We start from the raw sequence: 20,657 nt of genomic DNA, 5'->3' as shown, positions 1-20,657 counted from the left end.
CATGGTTCCGAGTTCACAGATCCCGGGCGTCTATCACCGGCGGATCGGCGACATCGTCGTCACCGCGCTGTCAGACGGTTATCTGGATGGCACCGTGGAGGTGATGCAGAACATATCGCCCGGCGATGCGACGCAGTTGCTGACCGACGGGTTCCGTCCCGGGCGGCGGACGTCGGTCAACTGCTACCTCGTCTATTCCGCTGGCCGGCTGGCGTTGATCGAGACAGGATCAGGCGATTATCTGCTGCCGACGGCGGGCAAGCTACAGCAGAACCTGAAGGCGGCCGGCGTCAATCCGGCGGACATCGAATCGGTGATCCTGACGCACATGCATCCGGATCATTCCGCTGGGCTGGCGGACCCGAAGACCGGGGAGAAATTCTTCCCCAACGCCGAATTGGTGGTACATGAGAACGAACCGCGCCACTGGAATGACGACGGCGCCATGTCCCGAGCGGACGATCGCGCTCGGAAATTGTATTTTCAGTGCGCGCGCGAACAGATGGCGCCGTATCACAATCAGATGCGGACATTCTCAGGTGCGGTCGAGGTTTTTCCGGGCGTGACGTCGATGCCGTTGCATGGGCATACGCCGGGTCATTCCGGGTACATGATCGCCTCGGGTGACAAGTCGTTGCTGATCTGGGGCGATATCACCCATGTGCCGGAGGTGCAGGTGCCCCGGCCCGAGGTCACCATGGTGTTCGATACCGACCCGCATGCCGCCGCCGCGACGCGCAAGCGGACGTTCGACATGGTGGCGACCGACCGGCAGTTGATCGCCGGGATGCATGTGCACTTCCCCGGGTTCGCCTATCTGGCGAAGTCGAAGGACGGTTACCTGATGGTGCCGGAGCCGTGGGATCAGGCGTTCGGGGGGTGACATTCGGGCTGCTGCTCGCCTCGGCTTTGTCCGGCGCCGCCTATACCTTGGCGCCGGGTCCCGCGTTCCTGGCTTTGCTGGGAATCGGTGCCGGCCGAGGCCGGCGGGCCGGGGCGCTGTTCCTGTGCGGCCATTTCGTTGGTGACGTGCTGTGGGCAGCACTGTCGCTGACGGCGATCATCGGTGCCCGGACCATCGGGTCGCTGTTTTTCGATGTCCTGGGTTTGGTTTGTGGGATCTACCTGTGCTGGCTGGGTGTCCGGTCCGCCACGGCCACGCGTGGCATTGACGGGGCGGTGACGACGGAACCTAAGCGGCCGCTGCTGCGCGGGCTGGCCTTCGGATTGTCGAATCCGAAGGCCTATCCTGTGGCGGTGGCGATGTTCACCGCGCTGCTGGCGCGTTACGCGAGCGCACTGGACTGGAGTGCGTTCGTCCCTCTGCTGGCAGCAGCGTGCGTCGGGTTCGTCGCGGCCGACGGCGTCCTGATCACGGTGATCGGGGCCGGCGTGGTCCGCCGGTTCTACCGGCGGCACGCGCTGTGGGTGACACGTGTGTCGGGGGTGTTGTTCCTGGGGTTCGGCATGCATGCAATTGCCACGGCGGCACCGGGCGTCTGGCGGCGGATTTGATACCAACGGCATAGTCATCGGCGCTTCGGCAGCTACCGTCCGTCATGCCGATGCAGATCGGCATCCACGCCTTCTGCCGCGAAAACAAAGGCGTGGATGGCGAGCCTCCGCTCGCCATGACGGTCGCAAGACGGTGCCAAACGATCAACAATAACGCGGGTTGGTATGACGACATGGGAAGATCATCCCCCAACCGCCCCTTGCGCCTCCACATACAGCGCATAAACCGACTGGCTGGCCGCCATGAACAACCGGTTCCGCTTCCTGCCGCCAAAGCACACGTTCGCACACCGTTCCGGCAGCAGAATGCGTCCGATCAGCGTGCCGTCCGGCGCGAAGACGCCCACACCGTCCTGACCCTCGCCGCCGGATAACCCGGCCCAGACATTGCCCTCGGTATCGCAACGGATACCATCCGCCCAGCCGGCCCCATCGAAGAACACCCGCCCATTCACCGCCGTGGTTCCATCATCGACGATGTCGTAGACCCAGGTACTCTTCGGCCCGGTGCCCGGCGTATCCACGACGTACAGCCGCGTCTCGTCAGGGGAAAAACACAGACCGTTCGGCCGAGCCATGTCGCCGACAGCGATGGTCAAGGTATTGGTGCGAGGATCGAAGCGATACACGCGGAACGGATGCTGCTGCGGCGCTGTATGTCCCAGGTAGTTGCCGCGGGTGCCGGCACCGTTGTCGCTGAACCAGATCGTACCGTCGGACTTCACCACCACGTCGTTCGGGCCGGTCAACTTCTTGCCCTCCCACTGCTCGGCCAGCACAACGACGGTGCCGTCATATTCCGTCCGGGTAACCCGCTGCGTGTCATGCTCGCAGGTGATCAGCCGGCCTTGCCGATCGCGCGTATTGCCGTTGGCATAATGCGAGGGGTTGCGGAACACGCTGACGCCACCGGTGGTTTCATCCCACCGCAGGATCCGATCGTTCGGAATGTCGGAGAACAACAGATACCGCCCGTCGCCGAACCATACCGGCCCCTCGGTGAAGTCGAACCCAGTGGCGATGCGCTGGATACCGGCATTGCCGATGAAGATCTTCTGGAACCTGGGATCCAGCACGACCACGTCCGGATCGGGGTAGCGGACGGGCGTTGACGACTCCCAACGAGCGGCGGGTCCTGACATGGGCGTTTCCTTGATTTCAGTGCGTTGGATAACTCTTCGGATAGATGATCTTCTCTTTTGGTCCGGGCGGGTCGGGCGGGCCTTTCTTGCCGCACGCCACCAGCAACCCCAGGACCACCGCCAGTGCCACGATCGCCCTCATGCCAGCACCGCCAGCCACCGCGCCGCCTGTTCGGCGACGTTGGCCGGCGCCGTGCCGCCGTAGCTCACCCTAGACGCCACCGAAGCCTCCACTGTCAGCACTGAAAACACGTCGCTCGTGATACCGGCTTCAACCGACTGCATCTCGGCCAGCGACAAACCGGCCAGATCGACACCGCGTGCCTCCGCCAATGCCACCAGCCGTCCGGTGACGTGATGCGCACTGCGGAACGGCAGGCGCAGCACCCGCACCAGCCAGTCCGCCAGATCGGTCGCCGTGGCGAAGCCGGAGCCGGCGAATTCGCGCATCCGGCCGACATCCGGGGTCATGTCACGCACCATGCCGGCGGTGGCCGCCAGCGACAGCGCCCAGGCCTCGGCGGCGTCGAACACCGGTTCCTTGTCCTCCTGCATGTCCTTCGCGTAGGCCAGTGGCAGGCCTTTCATCACGGTCAGCAGCGCCACCAGGGCGCCGGTGACCCGCCCGGTTTTCGCGCGCACCAACTCGGCTGCATCCGGATTGCGCTTTTGCGGCATGATCGATGATCCGGTGGTGAAGGCGTCGGACAGCCGGATGAAGCGATAGGGAGCACTGCACCAGATCACGATTTCCTCGGCCAGGCGGGACAGATGCACCGCGCTGATCGCCGCCGCGGACAGAAATTCCATCGCGAAATCGCGGTCCGACACTGCATCCAGGCTGTTCGCCGTCGGCCGGTCGAAGCCCAGCGCCGCCGCGGTCATCGTCCGGTCGATCGGGAACGAGGTTCCGGCCAACGCCGCCGATCCCAGCGGACACGCGTTCAGCCGGCGGCGGCAATCCGCCAGCCGCCCCCGATCCCGATCCAGCATCTCCACATACGCCAGCAGATGGTGTCCGAAGGTCACTGGCTGTGCGGTCTGCAGATGGGTGAAGCCGGGCATCGGGTCCGCCGCGTGCTGCGCCGCTCGCTGCGCCAACGCAAGCATGACGTCGGAAATCTGCGCCGACAGACCGTCGATCGCATCGCGCACCCACAGGCGGAAATCCGTCGCCACCTGGTCGTTGCGGCTGCGGGCGGTGTGCAGCCGCTTGCCGGCCTCACCGATGCGGTCGGTCAAACGAGCCTCGATGTTCATGTGGATGTCTTCCAGCGCGACATCGAAGGCGAAGCGGCCGGCCTCGATTTCCTGGGCGATCGCGTCTAGACCCCCGGCGATGGCCTTCTCATCTTCCGCGCTGAGCAGGCCGATCCTGGCCAGCATCGCCGCATGGGCGCGCGATCCGCGAATGTCCTGCCGCCACAGCTTGCGGTCGAAGCCGATGGAGGCATTTATGTCCTGCATGATCACCGACGGACCACCGGCGAAGCGGCCGCCCCATTGCATATTGGCCGGCTCATTGATGCGATCCGCGGACGGGCGGTCGGGCATATTGGTCACAAAAAGGGTTCCAGCTTGATGATGATCCGACGCCGGATACTCCTGGCGACAGCGGGCGGCACCCTAGCCGCCACCGCGCTGCCGCGCAAACCGCTCGCCGAGACGCTGGCGCCCCTGTCCGAGGGGCTGGAACCTGTGTCGCCGCCGCAGGATCCGCCGCCGGACGCGGTGTTCGTCGCGCAGGATGGATCGACCCATCATCTAAGCGAATTCAAGGGCCGAGGGATGGTGGTCAACATGTGGGCCACATGGTGCGCGCCCTGCGTGGCCGAGATGCCGTCGCTGCAGGTGTTGTCCAAGGAGCTGGCGCCGCACGACATCGCCGTATTGCCGCTGTCGTCGGACCGGGGCGGCGCCGATGCGGTGCGAGCGTGGTATCATGCGCACGACATCACCGCGCTCCCCGTATTGCTGGACCCGAAGGGCGCGCTGTCGAGGGCATTCAACGCTCGCGGCATTCCCACCACGGTCATCATCGACAAAGCGGGAAAAGTCGTCGCTCGGTTGGAGGGCGCCGCCGACTGGGGCACGCCGGAAGCACAGGCGCTGATCCAGAAGCTGACGGCGGGATAGATCACAACCCCGCGTGGCACCAAACGCTGCCCCCCGGCCGTCCGTCATGGCTACGGACGAACCGGGGACCCCACCATGCCGCAGCACAACGTCGCAGAACTGACTGATCTGCCCGATGGAGCCATGCATCCGATCGAGGTCGATGGCGAGAAAATCCTGCTGATCCGTGACGGCCAGACGGTGCATGCCATCGGCGCGACCTGTCCCCATGCCGGCGGCCCACTGGAAGAAGGCGTCCGCAATGGCGACCGCATCATCTGCCCATGGCACAAAGCGGCCTTCTGCATCCGCACCGGCGCGCTGCTGGACCCGCCCGCCGTCGACAATCTACCGCGCTACGAAGCCCGCATCGACGGTCAGCGCATCCTGGTCACCACCCCTCCGGTCGAACCGGCGCAACCGGCCCTGGCGCCCGATCAACGCGTTTTCGCCATCGTCGGTGCCGGAGCCGCTGGTGCCCTCGCCGCGCAAACCCTGCGCGAGACCGGCTTCAACGGCCGTGTCGTCATGCTCGACCAGCACAACAGGGTCCCGTACGACCGCACCATCCTCAGCAAATACGTCCTGTCCGGCGAACAAAACGCTGAAAAATCCCCGCTTCAATCCCAATCCTTCTACCGGCAGCACCGCATCGAGCGCCGTACCGCCCAGGTGACCAGCCTGGACGCAGTTCGGAAAACCATAAGCTGCGCTGACGGCTTCACCCTGGCCTATGACGCCGCCCTGTTGGCCACCGGCGCCGCCCCCATTCGTCCGGACATCCCGGGCGCCAACCTGGGCAACGTCTTCGTCCTGCGTTCCCGGGAAGACGCGGACGCCATCCTCGCCCAGGCCGAACGCAGCGAACGCGCCGTCGTCCTGGGGGCCAGTTTCATCGGCATGGAAGTTGCCGCCAGCCTGCGCGAACGCGGCCTGGACGTGACCGTGGTCGGCAAGGAAACATCCCCCTTCGAGAAACAGCTCGGTGCCAAGATCGGCAATGCGCTGGTCGGATTGCACCGGAAGAACGGCGTCACTTTCCGCCTCGGCCAGGAAATCCAGGCGTTGGAGGGCGACGGCAGCGTCCAAACCGTCGTCCTGCGCAACGGCGAGCGCCTGCCCGCCGACCTCGTGGTGATCGGCTTCGGCGTCCATCCCGTCACCGATTACCTGCACGGCGTCAGGCTGAATAAAGACGGCGGCGTATCCGTCGATGCCACGCTGAAAGCCACCGATGGCCTGTATGCGGCCGGCGACATCGCCAGCTTCCCGCTGCAAGGCGATGGTGCCCCCGTTCGTGTCGAGCACTGGCGTGTCGCCGAACAACACGGCCGGATCGCGGCCGTGAACATGGCTGGACAAACCGTTCGCTATGACGCGGTTCCGGTGTTCTGGACCATCCAATACATGAAATGTCTCACCTACATCGGCCATGCCAAGGAGTGGGACGACATCATCGTCCACGGCGACCTGGAGAAACCGGAGTTTCTTGCCTACTACGTCAAGAATGGCCGCGTTGTTGCTGCCGCCGGGCTGGACCGGGACCAGGAGACATCCGCCCTGATCGAACTCTTTTACCAACGCCGCGACTGGACGCCGGATGCCCTCGGCGTGGCGCTGTCACAACACTTCAGGCCCTAAAGCGCGTTCAAACCGACAGTCAGATCATCGGTATGTGCAGCCGGCTCGATTCGTTATCCGTCGGTGCATGCACCAGCACGTCGCCCAGCTTATCCAGCAGATAATCCGCGTCCGACGGATCGACGTTCTCCACCAGTGTCAGTATCCGGGTGATCACCCGGGAGCGAAACCGCTCCAGGTCGCGCGCCTCACCGTCGAAACCTGTTTCGTCAACGACATCGACCGCCGCCTGGACCGCGCTGTACAGCGCTTCCGGCATTCTGGCCTTCCGGTATAGCGCGGCCAGGCCCCGCCGGCTGGGCTCGTGGATCAGGATCTGGGCGTTATCGAGCGGCACCTCGCTTTTCGCCGCCATGGCGGCCTCGAAGAACGCGATATCGCCGGTACACAGCGCCCGCAGGATCAGCGACGGAGTTAGCCGCCCGTTCCGCTGCATCTGCGTCACCATCTGCCGCAGATCCTCATCCGAGGCCCCCAGGCTGAGGTGGATGATCGCATGCTCGCGGGAGGTCAGGACGATGTCCGCCACCGTCGCCGGGGCCAGTTCGTGGGTCTTCACCAGGTGCGCCTGCAACGCCCTCGACACCATCGTGACCAGCCGTTCGGCGACGGTGATCGGCAGCTTTTCGCGCAGCACCATCGCCTCCTTCACCCGGTTGCTGTCGGCGAAGCGGGTCACCGCTCGGTTGAAGCTGTCCTCGGCGATGGACGCCGAGTTGTTGGCCATCAGCACGGCGACGGCGGGCTCCTCGCCATGGGTGATCAGGGCATCCGATACCGTCTCGGCCAGGTTGGGACGGCTGGCGATCGCCTCCTGCTTGGAGGATGAACCGTTGCGGACGATCCCGATCAGGTCTTCGTCGGTCAGCACCAGGGAGTCGGCCAGCATCGGCAGGGCGACGAAGTCGATGTCCCGGGCCAGTCGCAGGGCGACATCCCGCGGCAGGTGCGAAGAATGGCGCAGACCGCGCGATAGCGATGCCCGGACCTTCTCCGCAACGTCCCGGGCCAGGGTGCGCACGATGTCCTGGGCCAGTTTGACCTCCGACGACGTCAGGCCGGCACCCGCCAGATCGGCGGCGACCTTACCCGCCAGTTCGGCCCGCAAGTCTGGGGACGGTTCGGACATCAGCCGAGCGACATCGTGGGACGAGAGGGAGGCGGGCATGCGGACCTCGCGAAGGACGTTGAATCGTGCGAGGTTGGCAGGAAGAGATGAATAACCCGTTAATTTGCCGCGTGCAGGCGGAAGGGCATTGTACCCGACAGCTTTGAGACCGCCTGTAAGGTTGCTTCTCACGGTCGCCTGCATTCATGCCGATGAAAGATTGCGCGCTGACGGATGTGTCTGTAAGTTGCCCAAATCATGGGCAACTGTCGTTCACACATCACACCCACTGCCCTCGGATCAATCGATCTGGGAGGGGGCATTCGAATCGAGACGCCGGTCATCCTGGCGCCGATGTCAGGCGTCACCGACCTGCCGTTTCGCCGCACCGCCAAGCAATTGGGTGCCGGCATGGTGGTGTCGGAGATGATCGCCTCCTGGGCCATGATCCGGGAGAACCAGAAAACCCTGGGAATGGCGGAGATCGACGGCTGCGGCGGCGTCTCGGCGGTGCAACTCGCCGGCTGCGATCCGGTGGCGATGGCCGAGGCCGCGCGGTTGGCCGTCGACAAGGGCGCGCATCTGATCGACATCAATTTCGGCTGTCCGGTGAAGAAGGTCGCCGTCGGCCAGGCCGCCGGGTCGGCGCTGATGCGCGATGAAGTCGCGGCGGCGGCCATCCTGGAGGCGACGGTCAAGGCGGTCCCGGTTCCGGTGACGCTGAAAATGCGCATGGGCTGGGATCACGCCAGCCTGAACGCGCCGCGGCTTGCGCGGATCGCCCAGGACTCGGGCATCCGCATGGTCACCATCCACGGCCGCACACGGCAGCAATTCTATACCGGCACCGCCGACTGGGCGTTCGTGCGGCAGGTGAAAGATGCGGTCGATATACCGATCATCGTCAACGGCGACATCCTGACCGAGGACGATGCCGCCGACGCGCTGCGCCAGTCCGGTGCCGACGGGGTGATGATCGGGCGCGGCTGTTACGGCCGGCCGTGGTTCCTGGCGCAGGCGGCGCATTACCTGCGCACCGGCCAACGGTTTCCTGAACCGTCGCTGGAACGCCAGAAATCCATCATGCTGGCCCATTACCACGCGATGCTCGGGCAGTTCGGGGTCGGCCCCGGGGTGCGCCTCGCACGCAAGCATCTGTCCTGGTATTCGCGCGGCCTGCCCGGATCGGCGGAGTTTCGGTCGACGATGAACCGGATGGGCGATGCCGATTCGGTACTGGAACTGATCGACCGGTTCTATGATCCGCTGATCGCCCGCGGCGTGACCCGGACCATGGAGGCCGATACGGCGGCCTTCTCCGAAGAAGCCGCATGAGCGCGGTCGTCGCGCGGGCGTCCCGCCTGCTGACGGGACGCGGTACAAGGGGGGCAGGCGATCTGACCCCCAAGCCACCCGATGCGGCCGCCATCCTGGGCGCGATGCCGGTGCCGGTGATGGTGCTCGACATGGAGAACCGGTTTCGCCACGTCAACAATGCGGCGGAACAGTTCCTTGGTATCTCCGCGGCCGGTCTCGCGCAGCTTCGGCTGGAGGACCTGTTGCCGTTGGACAATCCGCTGTTCCGCATGATCGAGCAGGTGCGCGACACCGAGGCGACCATCTCCGACCACGACCTGAACCTGGAAAGCCCGCGGCTGCACAAGCGCGGGATCACCGTGCAGGGATCGCCGCTGCCGGAGGAACCCGGTTCGGTGCTGCTGGTGATGCAGGATGCCTCGGCGGCGCGGGCGCTGGACCGGCAACTGGCGTTTCGTGGCGCCGCCCGCAGCGTCAGCGGCATGGCGGCGATCCTGGCGCATGAGGTGAAGAACCCGCTGTCGGGCATCCGGGGCGCGGCACAGTTGCTGGAAAGCAGCGTCGGCCCGGCCGACCGCGAACTGGCCGAACTGATCCGTGATGAGGCCGATCGCATCCGCGACCTCGTGGACCGGATGGAGGCGTTCGGCGAAAAGCCGATCGCCAGGACCGCGATCAACATCCACCGTGTGCTGGAACACGTCCGCAAGCTGGCGCAGTCAGGGTTCGCCGCACATATCCGCTTCCAGGAGATGTACGATCCGTCGCTGCCGCCGGTCTGGGCCAATCGTGACCAGCTTGTGCAGGTGGTGCTGAACCTGGTGAAGAACGCGGCCGAGGCGGTCACGCAGGACGGCGTCCACCACCCCGAGATCATTCTGTCCACCGGCTTCCAGCATGGCATGCGGGTGGCGATTCCGGGCAGCAGCGAACGGCTGGACCTGCCGCTGTTCGTCGCGGTGCGCGACAACGGGCCCGGCATCCCCGAGGACATCAGGCCGCATCTGTTCGAACCGTTCGTCACCTCGAAAAGCACCGGCAGCGGGCTGGGATTGTCGCTGGTCGCCAAGATCATCGGCGACCACGGCGGGCTGATCGAGGTCGACAGCCGCCCTGGCCGCACCGAATTCCGGCTGCATCTGCCTGTCGTCACGGAAAGAGACGCGGATCAATGACCCTGCCCACCGTTCTTATCGCCGACGACGACCGATCCATCCGCACCGTCCTGACGCAGGCGCTGGGTCGATCCGGCTACCAGGTGCGCAGCACCGGCAATGCCGCGACGCTGTGGCGCTGGGTGGAGGACGGGGAAGGCGACCTGGTGATCACCGACGTGGTGATGCCGGATGAAAATGGCCTGGACCTGATCCCCCGCATCAAACGCATCCGCCCGGAACTGCGCATCGTGGTCATGAGCGCGCAGTCCACGCTGATGACCGCGGTAAAGGCAACCCAGCGCGGGGCGTTCGAATATCTGCCGAAGCCGTTCGACCTGCGCGAACTGCTGTCGGTGGTGGCACGTGCCCTGGCGACGCCGGCCGAACCGACGTTCAGCCCGCCGGAGGCGAAAGACACCGACGAACGGCTGCCCCTGATCGGCCGCAGCCCGGCGATGCAGGAGATCTACCGCACCATCGCGCGCCTGACGACTGCCGACCTGACGGTGATGATCAACGGCGAATCCGGTACCGGCAAGGAACTGGTGGCACGCGCGCTGCACGATTACGGGAAACGCCGGGCCGGCTCGTTCGTCGCCATCAACATGGCCGCCATTCCGCGCGAACTGATCGAAAGCGAGCTGTTCGGGCATGAGCGCGGGGCGTTCACTGGCGCCACCAACCGCTCCCAGGGCCGATTCGAGCAAGCCAATGGCGGCACGCTGTTCCTTGATGAGATCGGCGACATGCCGCCGGAGGCGCAGACAAGGCTGCTGCGGGTGCTGCAGGAAGGCGAGTTCACCAGCGTCGGCGGGCGGCAACCGATCAAGGCCAACGTCCGCATCATCGCCGCCACCCACCGCGACCTGCGCACCGCCATCCGGCAGGGGCAGTTCCGGGAAGATTTGTTCTATCGGCTGAACGTCGTGCCGATACGCCTGCCGCCCCTGCGGGAGCGTGTGGAAGACATCGCGCTGCTGGCCAGGCATTTCCTGGAGCGCGCTCGGGAAGACGGGCTGCCGTCCAAGAGCCTCGACCAGAGCGCGGTGGACCGGCTGAAGCAGCATGGCTGGCCGGGCAACGTGCGCGAGCTGGAAAACCTGATGCGGCGGCTGGCCGCGCTGTGTCCCGAAGAGGTGATCAACGCCGAGGTGATCGAGACGGAACTGGCCGATCCGTTGCCCATGCCCGGGCCGGCGGCGCCGGCTTTGCCCGGTGGCGGCCCGGAAACCTTGTCAAGCGCGGTGGAGCGCCACATCAAGGAGTTCCTGGCTGCACACAACGACGGCATGGGTGTCACCGACGTGTACGACAAGATCATCGCGGAGGTGGAGCGGCCGCTGATCCGGCTGACCCTGGCCGCCACGCGTGGCAACCAGATCAAGGCCGCCTCGATGCTGGGCCTGAACCGCAACACGTTGCGGAAGAAAATACGGGATCTGGAAATCCCGGTCGTGCGCGGACTGATGTGATGATCGCGTGGGGTCGCCCATGGCAGACGACATGAACGTCTTGACACCAAGAAGCAGCCTGCGGCCCGCGGTGCCGCGCGACATCATCTCCGAACCCAGATCGTCGCGGGCGGGCCAGTTCGCCGACATCATGCTGGGCAAGGGCGTCACGCTGGCACTGACCACGCTGGCGCTGATGGTCGGGCTGGCCACGTTCATCATCCTGGCGCGGGGATCGCCGCTGGGCTGGAAGCCGGGTGTCGGCTTCGGCCTGATCCTGGCGAACCTGTCGGTGCTGCTGATGCTGGGGGCGGTGCTGGGGGCCAGGCTGACCCGGGTTTGGGTGGAGCGGCGGCGCGGGTCGGCCGGGTCTCGGCTGCATGTCCGGCTTGTGTTCCTGTTCAGCGGCGTCGCCGTCCTGCCCACCATCCTGGTCGCCTGTTTCGCGGTGGCGTTCTTCCATTTCGGCATCCAATCCTGGTTCAACGATCCGGTGCGCACGTCGCTGGAAGGATCGCTGCAGGTCGCGCGCGGCTACCTGGATGAACATCGCGACAATATCCGCGCGGTGGCGCTGGAAATGGCGAACGACCTGGCGCGTGCCGGGCGGTTCATGTCGGCCGATCCCACGGTGTTCGCCGAGGTGCTGGACACCCAGACCACACTGCGCGGACTGACCGAGGCGGTCATTTACGAACCGTCCACAGGCCAGGTGCTGGCCGCCGCGGGCATGTTCGTCGGCATGGGGGTGGAGGCACCGCCGACCTCGGCGACGCAGCAGGCGCTGAACGGCGATGTTGTGATCCTGAACGCGGGGGACGGGACGCGGGTGCGGGCGGTGGTGCGTCTGGAATCGACTCCGCCGCTGATGCTGATGATCGGCCGGCCGATCGATCCGAGCATCCTGGGGTATATGAAGCGGACCGAACAGGCGGTGGCTGAATATCACCGGATGGATGAAAACCGGTCCTGGCTGCAGATCGCCTTTGCCTGGATCTTCGCCATCGTTGCCCTGCTGGTTCTGCTCGCGGCCGGACTGATCGGCCTGGTCATCGCCAATCAGATCGCCCGCCCGGTGGGCATGCTGATCAGTGCCACCGACCGGGTGCGCAGCGGCGACCTTAACGTCCGCGTGCAGGAAGCGGCGACAGGCGATGAACTGGCCGGCCTGTCCCGGGCGTTCAACCGCATGACGGGACAACTCGCGGCTCAGCGCACCGAGTTGATGGATGCCTATAGCCAAATCGATGAACGGCGGCGCTTTACCGAAACCGTGCTGGCAGGGGTGTCAGCCGGTGTCATCGGCCTTGATGCCCACGGGCGCATCGAACTGCCCAACCGCACGGCGGACGAGCTGCTCGGGCTGGACCTGCTGGCCGCGACGGGTCACCTGTTGGCCGAGATCGTTCCGGAGTTTTCCACATTGTTCGCCGAGGTCGCGGCCAGCCCGGACAAGGCTCGGACAGCGGAAATCCAGACCGGGCCGGTCAATCACCGGCGTCACCTGCTGGTGCGTATCGGTGCCGAGCTGTCGGGCGGACGGACAGATGGATTCGTCGTTACATTCGACGACATCACCGAACTGCAATCGGCGCAGCGCAAGGCCGCCTGGGCCGACGTCGCCCGGCGCATCGCGCACGAGATCAAGAATCCGCTGACCCCCATTCAGCTTTCGGCGGAGCGGCTGAAGCGGCGCTTCACCAAGGAAATCCAGTCCGATCCCGACACGTTCGCGCAGTGCGCCGACACGATCATTCGCCATGTCGGCGATATCGGGCGCATGGTCGATGAGTTCTCGGCATTTGCCCGGATGCCGCAGCCGGTGATCAAGCCGGAAGATATCGGCCGTATCGCCCGCGAAGCCTTCGTCCTGCAAAAGACCGCATGGCCCGGCATCGAATGGGTGACCGACATACCCGAACGCGGGCCGGTAGCGCCCTGCGACCGGCGCATGATGCGTCAGGCACTGACGAATTTGTTGCAGAACGCGGCGGATGCGGTGGGGATGCGGGACGGCGCTGGCCATATCGCGCTGACGGTGCGAGACCTGCCGGACGGGGTGCTGCTGAGCGTCGCGGACGACGGAGTCGGCCTGCCGAAGGAAGACCGTTCGCGATTGACCGAACCGTATGTGACGCACAAGCCGAAGGGAACCGGGTTGGGACTGGCGATCGTGAAGAAGATCATGGAAGACCATGGGGGAACGTTGACGCTGGATGACCAGCCGGACGGGCTCGGGGCGATTGCCTCCCTGGTGTTGCCCCTGACCGTGGCTCCCGTAGCGACAGGCAGTGAGATGACACAGGTGTCGCATGGCGCATGAAATCCTGATCGTCGATGACGAGCCGGACATCAGGCTGCTGATTGAGGGGATTCTGCGCGACGAGGGCTATGAAACCCGTGGCGCCGGCGACGCGGAAGCAGCGATCGCCGCGTTTCGGGCGCGGCGGCCGTCTCTGGTGGTGCTGGATGTGTGGTTGCAAGGCTCCCGCATGGATGGCATCGCCATCCTGGAGACGTTGCGCGCGGATGATCCGCATGTGCCGGTGGTGATGATCTCCGGCCACGGCACGATCGAGATGGCGGTGGGTGCGATCCAGCACGGTGCCTACGACTTCATCGAGAAACCGTTCCAGTCCGACCGGTTGTTGCTGATCGTGCGGCGCGCGCTGGAAGCCGCGGCGATGGCGCGGGAAAACGCGGAACTGCGGCTGCGCGCCGGTCCGGAGGTGACGCTGACCGGCGAGTCGGCGCTGATCGGGCAGCTTCGGTCCCAGGTGGAGCGGGTGGCGCCGACGGGGTCGCGGGTGATGATCTCGGGGCCGGCCGGGTCGGGGAAAGAGGTCGTCGCGCGGATGATCCATGCGCGTTCCCGCCGGTCCACCGGACCGTTCGTGGTGATGAACTGCGCGACGCTGAATCCGGGACGGTTCGAGGAAGAACTGTTCGGGATGGAGGCCGGCAGCGACTCGGCCACGCACCCGCGGCGGGCGGGCGTGCTGGAGCGGGCGCATACCGGAACGTTGCTGTTGGACGAGGTGTCCGACATGCCGCTGGAGACCCAGGGCAAGATCGTGCGGGCGCTGCAAAATCAGACGTTCGAGCGGCTGGGTGGGTCGGCCAGGGTCACCGTGGACGTGCGGGTCCTGTCCACGACGAACCGCGACCTGCAGGCCGAGATCACGGCGGGGCGGTTCCGCGAGGATTTGTACTACCGGCTGGCGGTCGTTCCGGTGAAGATACCAGCGCTGCGGGAGCGGCGTGAGGATGTACCCAATCTGGCGCTGCAATTTATCGCTCGTTCCGCCGAAACATCGGGGATTCCGGTGCGCGCGCTATCGGCGGATACGCTGGCGGCGCTGCAGGCGTACGACTGGCCGGGCAATGTGCGGCAGTTGCGGAACCTGATGGACTGGCTGCTGATCATGGCGCCCGGGGCCGCGGGCGATCCGATACGAGCGGACATGCTGCCGCCGGAGATCGGATCGCGGGCGCCGGCGCTGCTGAATATCGACCCGACAGCGGATATCATGTCGCTGCCGCTGCGGGAGGCCAGAGATTTGTTCGAGACGCAGTATTTGCATGCGCAACTATTGCGGTTCGGCGGAAATATTTCCCGGACAGCACAGTTTGTCGGGATGGAGCGGTCGGCGCTGCACCGAAAACTGAAGCAGTTGGGGGTGAATTCGGACGAACGGGTCGGGGGATAGGGGCGCGAGGTACCAAGATAAAAACTGGCCAGTCCTTCAAGTCTTATGCCAACCCCAGTTGATTCGTCATGGCCCGGCGTCAGCCGATTCGTTACGGCCCGGCGTAAATCCGGGCCATCCGCCTCAGTAAGGTGCTGGGTCAGATGGCCCGGACTTCGCTGATCCAAGACGAGCCCGATGTGTCAACATCAACGGCCGCGGTTATTATCTTCGCCCATGGCACGAAGACCCACCACTCACGACTTTCCAGTGTCGATCCCGACGCGGACGGCAGGCCCCCGCCCACCATGACGGTAGGAGAATGACGGGGATTATTCATTTCGCGACCGATGTCAGTCCCGGCCGGACAGACGCCGTGTCATCAGCACGACGTCCTTTCCCCTGTCCGTCTCCAAGCCGACGCGTTGCCAGCCCAGGCGCGCATAGAGTTGTTCGGCGGTCCAGGTATACAGCCATAGGGTTGGCACCGCGGCGGCGGCCGCGAAGGCCTCTACCTGCCGCACCAGGGCGGTGGCATAGCCGCGGCCTCGCGCCGCAGGATCGACGAAGACCCCGGCGAGCCACGGGGTCAGGTCGGGACGCGACGCCAGATCGTCGTGGGTGAGGCGGGCGCTACCCACGGGTTTGCCCTGCTCGAGCAGGACAAACGTCTCTTCAGGACCGTTGGGCGGCGCCAGGATACGCGCGGTCACCTGTTCCGGGGTCCGGCCGCCGGGGTAGCCGAATTCCTTCACCAGCCAGGCGGCGACGATGGGTGCCAGGTCCGGACGATCGCGGGTCGTTTCTATCCTGTGCATTGATTATTCCGATCGATGGCGGATCAGGTCAGTAAACCCCGTCCGGCGAGGTTCCGCATCAGCGCGCCGGGGCCGAAGGTCCAGGCCTCGCATTGGTCGGTCGGCATGATCCGGTTCACCAGGCGACCCAGCTTTGGTGCGGCAATGGTAACGATGTCGCCGTATTTGTGGGTGAAGCCCTGGCCCGGGGTGTCGCGGTCCTGGACCGGCGCGAACATGGTGCCCAGGAACAGCACCGCGCCGTCGGGATAGCGGTGATGCGTGTTGACCATTTGCGCGACCAGGTCGGCCGGATCGCGGCTGATCTTGGCGATGGAGGACGATCCTTCCAGCACGAAGCCCTCCGGTCCCTCGACGCGCAGGGTGACTGTGGTGGAACGGATGTCGTCCAGGCTGAAGCCGCCATCGAAGAAGCGCAGGAACGGGCCGATGGCGCAGGATGCGTTGTTGTCCTTGGCTTTGCCCAGAAGCAGGGCGGACCGGCCCTCGACGTCGCGCAGGTTGACGTCGTTGCCCAGCGTGGCGCCCACGATGCGGCCTTGTGAGGAGACGGCGAGAACGACTTCCGGCTCCGGATTGTTCCAGGAGGAATTCGGATGGATTCCCGCGTCCATTCCGGTGCCGACCGAAGCCATCGGTTGCGATTTGGTGAATATTTCGGCGTCTGCGCCGATGCCGACTTCCAGATACTGGCTCCAGGCGCCTTGCTCGATAAGGACTTGCTTCAGGTGCATGGCTTCGGGCGAACCGGGTTTCAGCTTGCCCAGGTCGTCACCGACAAGGCGGGTGACCTCCTGCCGGATCGTGCCGGCGGCGTTGATGTCGCCGCGGGCGCGTTCCTCGATCACGCGTTCCAGCATGGAAATGGCGAACGTGACGCCGGCAGCCTTGATCGCCTGCAGGTCGAGCGGCGCGAGCAGCCAGGGGCGGGCGGGATCGCGAGCCTCGACGGAGGTGTTGGTCAGCAGGGCGTCGGCAGTGCCGATCGTTTCACCGTCGGCAGCGCGCAGGGCGGCGGCGGGATCCTGGGTTTCGCAAAGGTCCCGCATGGTGGGGAACTGCTTCGAGATATCCAGGGCGTTGCCGTCGCGAATGACGACCACCGAGGGGCCGGCCAGGTCCGGACGCCAGACGCGGCCGGCCAAGGTGGCGCGGGCGGCGTCGTCGGGCAGGGCGGCACGGACTTGGGTCGTGAATGGGCTCATGGGGACGCTTCCTCGGTTTGGCGGGAGCGTAGAGCGTTTTGCGGCTGACTGGAATTGGTGCGTTACGGGTTGGCAGCCGGCACGAATGCCGGCCGCCATCGACGCCTGCGTGGGTCAGGTCCGTTCCGCTTCTCCGGCCGCGGCGTCGATCGCGGCGGCGATTGCCTGGACACGCTCATCCGGGATCGGGCCGGCGGCGATGCGCAGGCGCAGGGCCATCTTCAGGTTCTCGATCGCTCGTATGATCCGCGGGTCGGGGACCATGTTACGCTCCCGGGCGATGCCGTCGATTCGGGCCTGGATGGCGGCCAGGGCGGTTTGGTTGGCCTTCAGGAAGGCCTCGCCTTCCGGTGTGGCCTGGTAGAGCTTTTTGCCGTCCTCGGCGGTGATCCCGGCGAAACCCTGTTCCTCGAGCATGGTCAGCGTGGGGTAGATCACGCCGGGGCTCGGGCTGTAGCCGCCGCCCATCCGGTCCTCCAGCGCCTTGATCAGGTCGTAGCCGTGGGCGGGTTTGGCCGCGATCATGCTGAGCAGGATGAAGCGCAGGTCGCCGTGGTCGAATACGCGGCGGCGGCCGCCATGATGACGGTCCCGGCCGCCGAAGTGGTCGCCGGTATCGCGGGCGAACCGCCGCTCTCCGAAATGGTGGCCGGTGCCGGTGCGCGACCCGCCATGCCGGTCGTGGTTGTGCCCGTTGTGGGTGTGATGGTGCATTCTGTCTGGTTTTCCTTTGCAGCCGAACCGAAGTGGTCCGGTGAATGCGATATAGTTAAGACATATCTTATCGTCAAGATATATCTTATCTATCTCATGCCCGGTTCCGCGATCCGGCTCCCCGGGATAGGCTGGGGGCGACACCATCAGCGGAGGGCATCGACATGAAGCGTCTGTTCGGCGGCCACGACACACCGGCGGAGGCATTTCCCGTCGCACATAATGACGAGGAATGGCGCCAACGTCTCGATCCCGCGCAGTTCCACGTGCTGCGCAAGCACGGCACGGAACGCGCGGGAACCAGTCCGTTGAACGCCGAAAAGCGGCCGGGGACGTTCGTTTGCGCCGGTTGCGGCAAGGCGCTGTTCGCCTCCGGCACCAAGTTCGAGAGCGGCACCGGCTGGCCGAGCTTCACGCAGCCGCTGGACGGCGGGGTCGGGACGACAGAGGACCGTAGCCTGTTCATGACTCGCACGGAGGTGCATTGCGCCGACTGCGGCGGCCATCTCGGCCATGTGTTCCCGGACGGGCCGCGGCCGACCGGCTTGCGCTACTGCATGAATGGCATAGCGATGACATTCGTCCCCGGATCGACGGACGATCGATAAACAACCGTTCCTTCTGCAGGAATTGCCAGCTATCAATTAGGCAACCCTTGCAGGAGACCCTGGTGAGATACCTTCCGCCATTCGAAGTCATCAAAGGCATGCTGAACCTGACGTCCACGCGCGGCAGAACCCGGGTAGACATGACCTACGAAGACCTTCAGGTAATGATCCGCACCCTCCTGACGGTGGTGGAGGTGGACGAGACCTTCTATCTCACCCGCTATCCGGACGTCGCGGCCGGCATCAGCCACGGTGGGATCCGGTCCGCTCGGGAGCACTTCGTCGATCACGGCTATTTCGAGGGCCGGCTGCCCTATCGGATCGAGGTCGACGAGGCTTGGTATGCCGAGGCGCATCCGGACCTCGCGGCGTCGATCGGCACGGCTGAGTACGCGACGGGACAGGACCATTTCGATGGTCCGGGTTATTCCGAGGGACGCGAACCGTTCCCGCGAGACCGGTAATATCGCCGCTGTCGCGGGCGGCCGATGACAATCGCTGGATTGGTGGCCACCCGCCCTTAAACGGCCCGTGAAGACGTGAGATACTGCTTACCCTGGCGACGGACGCCGATGGGAGCAGCCATATGAGTGATTTCGAATTGGCCTGGGATTCACGCTGCGGCGTGGCGGAATCGCCGGTGTGGGACGCGGCCACCCGGCGCCTGCTATTCTGCGACATCAACGGCAAGCGGATCAATGCGCTGTCGGTGGATACCGGCGCGCGCGAGTCATGGGACTTTCCCGAGGTCGTCGGCAGTTTTGGCTTGTGCCATTCCGGGCGCCTGGTTGTCGCGCAGCGCCATCACGTGGTGCTGTTCGACCCGAGATCGGGCGCCCTGACCGACCTGACGCCGAAAATCCAGGAGCCCCCGACCAACCGGTTGAACGACGGCAAGGTCGGGCCGGATGGTGCGTTCTGGGTGGGCGGCATGGATGAGAACTCACCGCGGCAGAAGATCGCCGGCCTGTATCGGGTGACCGCCGATGGCCGGATCACAAAGCAGGAGGACGGCTACGCGGTGTCAAATGGTCTGGCCTGGTCGCCCGATGGACGCGTCATGTATCACTCCGATTCCACCGCGGGCGTTATCGAGGCATGGGATTTCGATCCGGCCACAGGCGGGCGCACCCATCGCCGGGTCCTGGCGACGCTGACGAACGAGGATGGGCGCCCGGATGGTGCCGCCACCGACGCCGCCGGCAATTATTGGTCTGCCGGTCCATCCGCGGGTTGCCTTAACTGCTTCAGTCCAACCGGGGCGTTGTTGCGGAAATGGGCGTTCCCGGTGCCCGGCCCGACCATGCCGTGCTTTGCCGACGGCGCGCTGTACGTGACGTCTTTGCGCGAGGGGAAATCGGCCGATGTGCTGGCCGCGTTCCCGACGCTGGGTGGGCTGTTCCGTGCCGATGCGCCGGCGGTGGGCGCTCCGGTTGGCCTGTTCGCGGATTAGTACGGATTATACCGCGGCGGAGGCGGCGCGTAGCCCGGCTGCTGGTAGTAGCCGGGCGGCGGGGGCCGTTGCGGCGTGGTCGCCGCGCCGGTGACGGCGCCGGCACCTCCGCCGATCACGGCACCGGCCACGGCGCCGCTGCCGCCACCCAGCGCTCCGCCGATCGCCGCTCCACCGGCCGCACCCAGCAGCCCACCGCCGACCGCGCGCTGGCCGGGGTCATAGGGGTCGGTGCAGGCGCTGACCGAAAGCGCCATACCGATCGCCAACGCACATGGCACAACAAACCGTTTCATCGCTAAATTCCTCGTTCCTGCAACGAAAGTCGTGATATGGCAATCAATTATGGCGTCGCGGGGGCGGGATCATCACGAAGCGGTGAAACGATCAGGACACCGCGCGCAGCCTTGGATGCTCTGGATGGGCGACCACCCGGTCCAGATGCTTCAGGAACACGGCGCAGAACCGCTGGGCGGTATTGGTCGTCACTTTTTCGTGGAGCGACCGCCAGCGCTGCTGGCGTTCCTCCAGGTCCATCGACAGGCCGATATGCATGGCCTTGGCGATGTCGTCGGAATCATACGGGTTGACGATCAGGGCCTCGGTGAGTTCCTCGGCGGCGCCGGCGAAGCGGGACAGGATCAGGACACCCGGATTTTCCGGGTCTTGTGCGGCGACGTACTCCTTGGCGACCAGGTTCATGCCGTCGCGCAGCGGCGTCACC

At 65.5% G+C, this 20,657-nt stretch carries 21 protein-coding genes; 12 read left to right on the top strand and 9 right to left on the bottom strand.

The genetic code is table 11. The features are described 5' to 3' along the window. Position 1 precedes the first annotated feature (1 nt). Together GSQ89_RS04350 and GSQ89_RS04345 are read left to right on the top strand one after the other, a co-directional pair. Positions 2-883, top strand: coding sequence for an MBL fold metallo-hydrolase (locus GSQ89_RS04350; RefSeq protein WP_158922395.1), 882 nt, complete (start codon positions 2-4; stop codon positions 881-883). Next, the gene (locus GSQ89_RS04345) at positions 880-1,515 is read left to right on the top strand and encodes a LysE family translocator (protein WP_158922393.1); all 636 of its coding nucleotides are present in this window, start codon (positions 880-882) and stop codon (positions 1,513-1,515) included. Before GSQ89_RS04350 ends, GSQ89_RS04345 begins: the two co-directional genes overlap by 4 nt. A 182-nt stretch (positions 1,516-1,697) precedes the next feature. On the opposite strand, the gene GSQ89_RS04340 is transcribed toward GSQ89_RS04345, so the two are convergent. The 3 genes from GSQ89_RS04340 to argH are packed head-to-tail and all read right to left on the bottom strand — an operon-like array spanning position 1,698 to position 4,211. Continuing rightward, positions 1,698-2,657: an SMP-30/gluconolactonase/LRE family protein gene (locus GSQ89_RS04340; protein ID WP_158922391.1), complete on the bottom strand. Its 960-nt coding sequence runs from the start codon at positions 2,655-2,657 to the stop codon at positions 1,698-1,700. 16 nt (positions 2,658-2,673) lie between these two features. Then, positions 2,674-2,799: an LPS translocon maturation chaperone LptM gene (gene lptM, locus GSQ89_RS39020; protein ID WP_254073072.1), complete on the bottom strand. Its 126-nt coding sequence runs from the start codon at positions 2,797-2,799 to the stop codon at positions 2,674-2,676. Next, positions 2,796-4,211, bottom strand: coding sequence for an argininosuccinate lyase (gene argH, locus GSQ89_RS04335; RefSeq protein ID WP_158922461.1), 1,416 nt, complete (start codon positions 4,209-4,211; stop codon positions 2,796-2,798). The genes lptM and argH overlap by 4 nt, the downstream gene beginning before the upstream one ends. 27 nt (positions 4,212-4,238) lie before the next feature. Between argH and GSQ89_RS04330 the strand changes: the two genes are divergently transcribed. Together GSQ89_RS04330 and GSQ89_RS04325 are read left to right on the top strand one after the other, a co-directional pair. Next, positions 4,239-4,793: a TlpA disulfide reductase family protein gene (locus GSQ89_RS04330; protein ID WP_254073071.1), complete on the top strand. Its 555-nt coding sequence runs from the start codon at positions 4,239-4,241 to the stop codon at positions 4,791-4,793. A 75-nt stretch (positions 4,794-4,868) separates the two neighbouring features. Then, positions 4,869-6,413, top strand: a complete 1,545-nt coding sequence (locus GSQ89_RS04325; RefSeq protein ID WP_158922389.1) for an apoptosis inducing factor family protein — start codon at positions 4,869-4,871, stop codon at positions 6,411-6,413. A gap of 19 nt (positions 6,414-6,432) precedes the next feature. Here GSQ89_RS04325 and GSQ89_RS04320 read toward each other — a convergent pair whose 3' ends face one another. Next, positions 6,433-7,581: a DUF2336 domain-containing protein gene (locus GSQ89_RS04320; RefSeq protein ID WP_158922387.1), complete on the bottom strand. Its 1,149-nt coding sequence runs from the start codon at positions 7,579-7,581 to the stop codon at positions 6,433-6,435. A 198-nt stretch (positions 7,582-7,779) separates the two neighbouring features. On the opposite strand from GSQ89_RS04320, the gene dusB reads away from it, so the two are divergent. The 5 genes from dusB to GSQ89_RS04295 are packed head-to-tail and all read left to right on the top strand — an operon-like array spanning position 7,780 to position 15,156. Continuing rightward, on the top strand, positions 7,780-8,856 hold the full coding sequence (gene dusB, locus GSQ89_RS04315) for a tRNA dihydrouridine synthase DusB (protein ID WP_158922385.1): 1,077 nt from the start codon (positions 7,780-7,782) through the stop codon (positions 8,854-8,856). Further along, positions 8,853-10,013 (top strand): nitrogen regulation protein NR(II), encoded by a 1,161-nt coding sequence (locus GSQ89_RS04310; RefSeq protein ID WP_158922383.1) that lies wholly within the window; start codon positions 8,853-8,855, stop codon positions 10,011-10,013. The genes dusB and GSQ89_RS04310 overlap by 4 nt, the downstream gene beginning before the upstream one ends. Beyond that, positions 10,010-11,467, top strand: a complete 1,458-nt coding sequence (gene ntrC / locus GSQ89_RS04305) for a nitrogen regulation protein NR(I) (protein WP_158922381.1) — start codon at positions 10,010-10,012, stop codon at positions 11,465-11,467. The genes GSQ89_RS04310 and ntrC overlap by 4 nt, the downstream gene beginning before the upstream one ends. A gap of 31 nt (positions 11,468-11,498) precedes the next feature. After that, on the top strand, positions 11,499-13,769 hold the full coding sequence (locus tag GSQ89_RS04300; RefSeq protein ID WP_174254825.1) for a PAS domain-containing sensor histidine kinase: 2,271 nt from the start codon (positions 11,499-11,501) through the stop codon (positions 13,767-13,769). Beyond that, entirely contained in the window at positions 13,759-15,156 is a 1,398-nt protein-coding gene (locus GSQ89_RS04295) for a sigma-54 dependent transcriptional regulator (RefSeq protein ID WP_158922379.1), read from the top strand. The genes GSQ89_RS04300 and GSQ89_RS04295 overlap by 11 nt, the downstream gene beginning before the upstream one ends. Before the next feature lie 332 nt (positions 15,157-15,488). Here GSQ89_RS04295 and GSQ89_RS04290 read toward each other — a convergent pair whose 3' ends face one another. The 3 genes from GSQ89_RS04290 to GSQ89_RS04280 all read right to left on the bottom strand — a co-directional run bounded on the left by GSQ89_RS04290 (position 15,489) and on the right by GSQ89_RS04280 (position 17,872). Further along, positions 15,489-15,953 carry a GNAT family N-acetyltransferase gene (locus tag GSQ89_RS04290; RefSeq protein ID WP_158922377.1) on the bottom strand — a complete coding sequence of 155 codons (465 nt, stop codon included), beginning with the start codon at positions 15,951-15,953 and terminating at the stop codon, positions 15,489-15,491. Between the two features lie 23 nt (positions 15,954-15,976). After that, positions 15,977-17,158, bottom strand: a complete 1,182-nt coding sequence (locus tag GSQ89_RS04285; protein ID WP_158922375.1) for a fumarylacetoacetate hydrolase family protein — start codon at positions 17,156-17,158, stop codon at positions 15,977-15,979. A gap of 114 nt (positions 17,159-17,272) precedes the next feature. After that, complete coding sequence (locus GSQ89_RS04280; protein WP_158922373.1) at positions 17,273-17,872, bottom strand: PadR family transcriptional regulator; 600 nt, start codon at positions 17,870-17,872, stop codon at positions 17,273-17,275. A gap of 164 nt (positions 17,873-18,036) precedes the next feature. Between GSQ89_RS04280 and msrB the strand changes: the two genes are divergently transcribed. The 3 genes from msrB (at position 18,037) to GSQ89_RS04265 (ending at position 19,933) form a co-directional block, all read left to right on the top strand. Continuing rightward, positions 18,037-18,480 carry a peptide-methionine (R)-S-oxide reductase MsrB gene (gene msrB / locus GSQ89_RS04275; protein WP_158922371.1) on the top strand — a complete coding sequence of 148 codons (444 nt, stop codon included), beginning with the start codon at positions 18,037-18,039 and terminating at the stop codon, positions 18,478-18,480. A gap of 62 nt (positions 18,481-18,542) precedes the next feature. Next, a complete protein-coding gene (locus tag GSQ89_RS04270) occupies positions 18,543-18,944 on the top strand; it encodes a hypothetical protein (protein ID WP_158922369.1) in 402 nt (133 codons plus the stop codon). 122 nt (positions 18,945-19,066) lie between these two features. Continuing rightward, positions 19,067-19,933, top strand: a complete 867-nt coding sequence (locus GSQ89_RS04265; RefSeq protein ID WP_158922367.1) for an SMP-30/gluconolactonase/LRE family protein — start codon at positions 19,067-19,069, stop codon at positions 19,931-19,933. On the opposite strand, the gene GSQ89_RS04260 is transcribed toward GSQ89_RS04265, so the two are convergent. Together GSQ89_RS04260 and GSQ89_RS04255 are read right to left on the bottom strand one after the other, a co-directional pair. Then, positions 19,930-20,229, bottom strand: a complete 300-nt coding sequence (locus GSQ89_RS04260) for a cell envelope biogenesis protein OmpA (protein WP_158922365.1) — start codon at positions 20,227-20,229, stop codon at positions 19,930-19,932. The two genes, GSQ89_RS04265 and GSQ89_RS04260, sit on opposite strands and share 4 nt — an antisense overlap. A gap of 91 nt (positions 20,230-20,320) precedes the next feature. After that, the coding region (locus GSQ89_RS04255; RefSeq protein ID WP_174254824.1) for a trehalose-6-phosphate synthase at positions 20,321-20,657 on the bottom strand (337 nt) is incomplete at its 5' end.

The sequence above is a fragment of the Acidisphaera sp. S103 genome (genome assembly GCF_009765975.1).
Lineage (GTDB): Bacteria > Pseudomonadota > Alphaproteobacteria > Acetobacterales > Acetobacteraceae > Rhodopila.
Note: the sequence above shows the minus strand (reverse complement) of the source record. Positions and strands in the feature narration are given on the sequence as shown.

What these genes read in the sequence shown, in the direction of transcription:
- GSQ89_RS04320 (WP_158922387.1), bottom strand. Translation starts at nt 7,581, where the DNA reads ATGCCCGCCTCCCTCTCGTCCCACGATGTCGCTCGGCTGATGTCCGAA.
- GSQ89_RS04300 (WP_174254825.1), top strand. Translation starts at nt 11,499, where the DNA reads ATGAACGTCTTGACACCAAGAAGCAGCCTGCGGCCCGCGGTGCCGCGC.
- GSQ89_RS04325 (WP_158922389.1), top strand. Translation starts at nt 4,869, where the DNA reads ATGCCGCAGCACAACGTCGCAGAACTGACTGATCTGCCCGATGGAGCC.
- ntrC (WP_158922381.1), top strand. Translation starts at nt 10,010, where the DNA reads ATGACCCTGCCCACCGTTCTTATCGCCGACGACGACCGATCCATCCGC.
- msrB (WP_158922371.1), top strand. Translation starts at nt 18,037, where the DNA reads ATGAAGCGTCTGTTCGGCGGCCACGACACACCGGCGGAGGCATTTCCC.
- GSQ89_RS04295 (WP_158922379.1), top strand. Translation starts at nt 13,759, where the DNA reads ATGGCGCATGAAATCCTGATCGTCGATGACGAGCCGGACATCAGGCTG.
- GSQ89_RS04280 (WP_158922373.1), bottom strand. Translation starts at nt 17,872, where the DNA reads ATGCACCATCACACCCACAACGGGCACAACCACGACCGGCATGGCGGG.
- argH (WP_158922461.1), bottom strand. Translation starts at nt 4,211, where the DNA reads ATGCCCGACCGCCCGTCCGCGGATCGCATCAATGAGCCGGCCAATATG.
- GSQ89_RS04350 (WP_158922395.1), top strand. Translation starts at nt 2, where the DNA reads ATGGTTCCGAGTTCACAGATCCCGGGCGTCTATCACCGGCGGATCGGC.
- GSQ89_RS04290 (WP_158922377.1), bottom strand. Translation starts at nt 15,953, where the DNA reads ATGCACAGGATAGAAACGACCCGCGATCGTCCGGACCTGGCACCCATC.
- dusB (WP_158922385.1), top strand. Translation starts at nt 7,780, where the DNA reads ATGGGCAACTGTCGTTCACACATCACACCCACTGCCCTCGGATCAATC.
- lptM (WP_254073072.1), bottom strand. Translation starts at nt 2,799, where the DNA reads ATGAGGGCGATCGTGGCACTGGCGGTGGTCCTGGGGTTGCTGGTGGCG.
- GSQ89_RS04260 (WP_158922365.1), bottom strand. Translation starts at nt 20,229, where the DNA reads ATGAAACGGTTTGTTGTGCCATGTGCGTTGGCGATCGGTATGGCGCTT.
- GSQ89_RS04285 (WP_158922375.1), bottom strand. Translation starts at nt 17,158, where the DNA reads ATGAGCCCATTCACGACCCAAGTCCGTGCCGCCCTGCCCGACGACGCC.
- GSQ89_RS04330 (WP_254073071.1), top strand. Translation starts at nt 4,239, where the DNA reads ATGATGATCCGACGCCGGATACTCCTGGCGACAGCGGGCGGCACCCTA.
- GSQ89_RS04310 (WP_158922383.1), top strand. Translation starts at nt 8,853, where the DNA reads ATGAGCGCGGTCGTCGCGCGGGCGTCCCGCCTGCTGACGGGACGCGGT.
- GSQ89_RS04340 (WP_158922391.1), bottom strand. Translation starts at nt 2,657, where the DNA reads ATGTCAGGACCCGCCGCTCGTTGGGAGTCGTCAACGCCCGTCCGCTAC.
- GSQ89_RS04265 (WP_158922367.1), top strand. Translation starts at nt 19,067, where the DNA reads ATGAGTGATTTCGAATTGGCCTGGGATTCACGCTGCGGCGTGGCGGAA.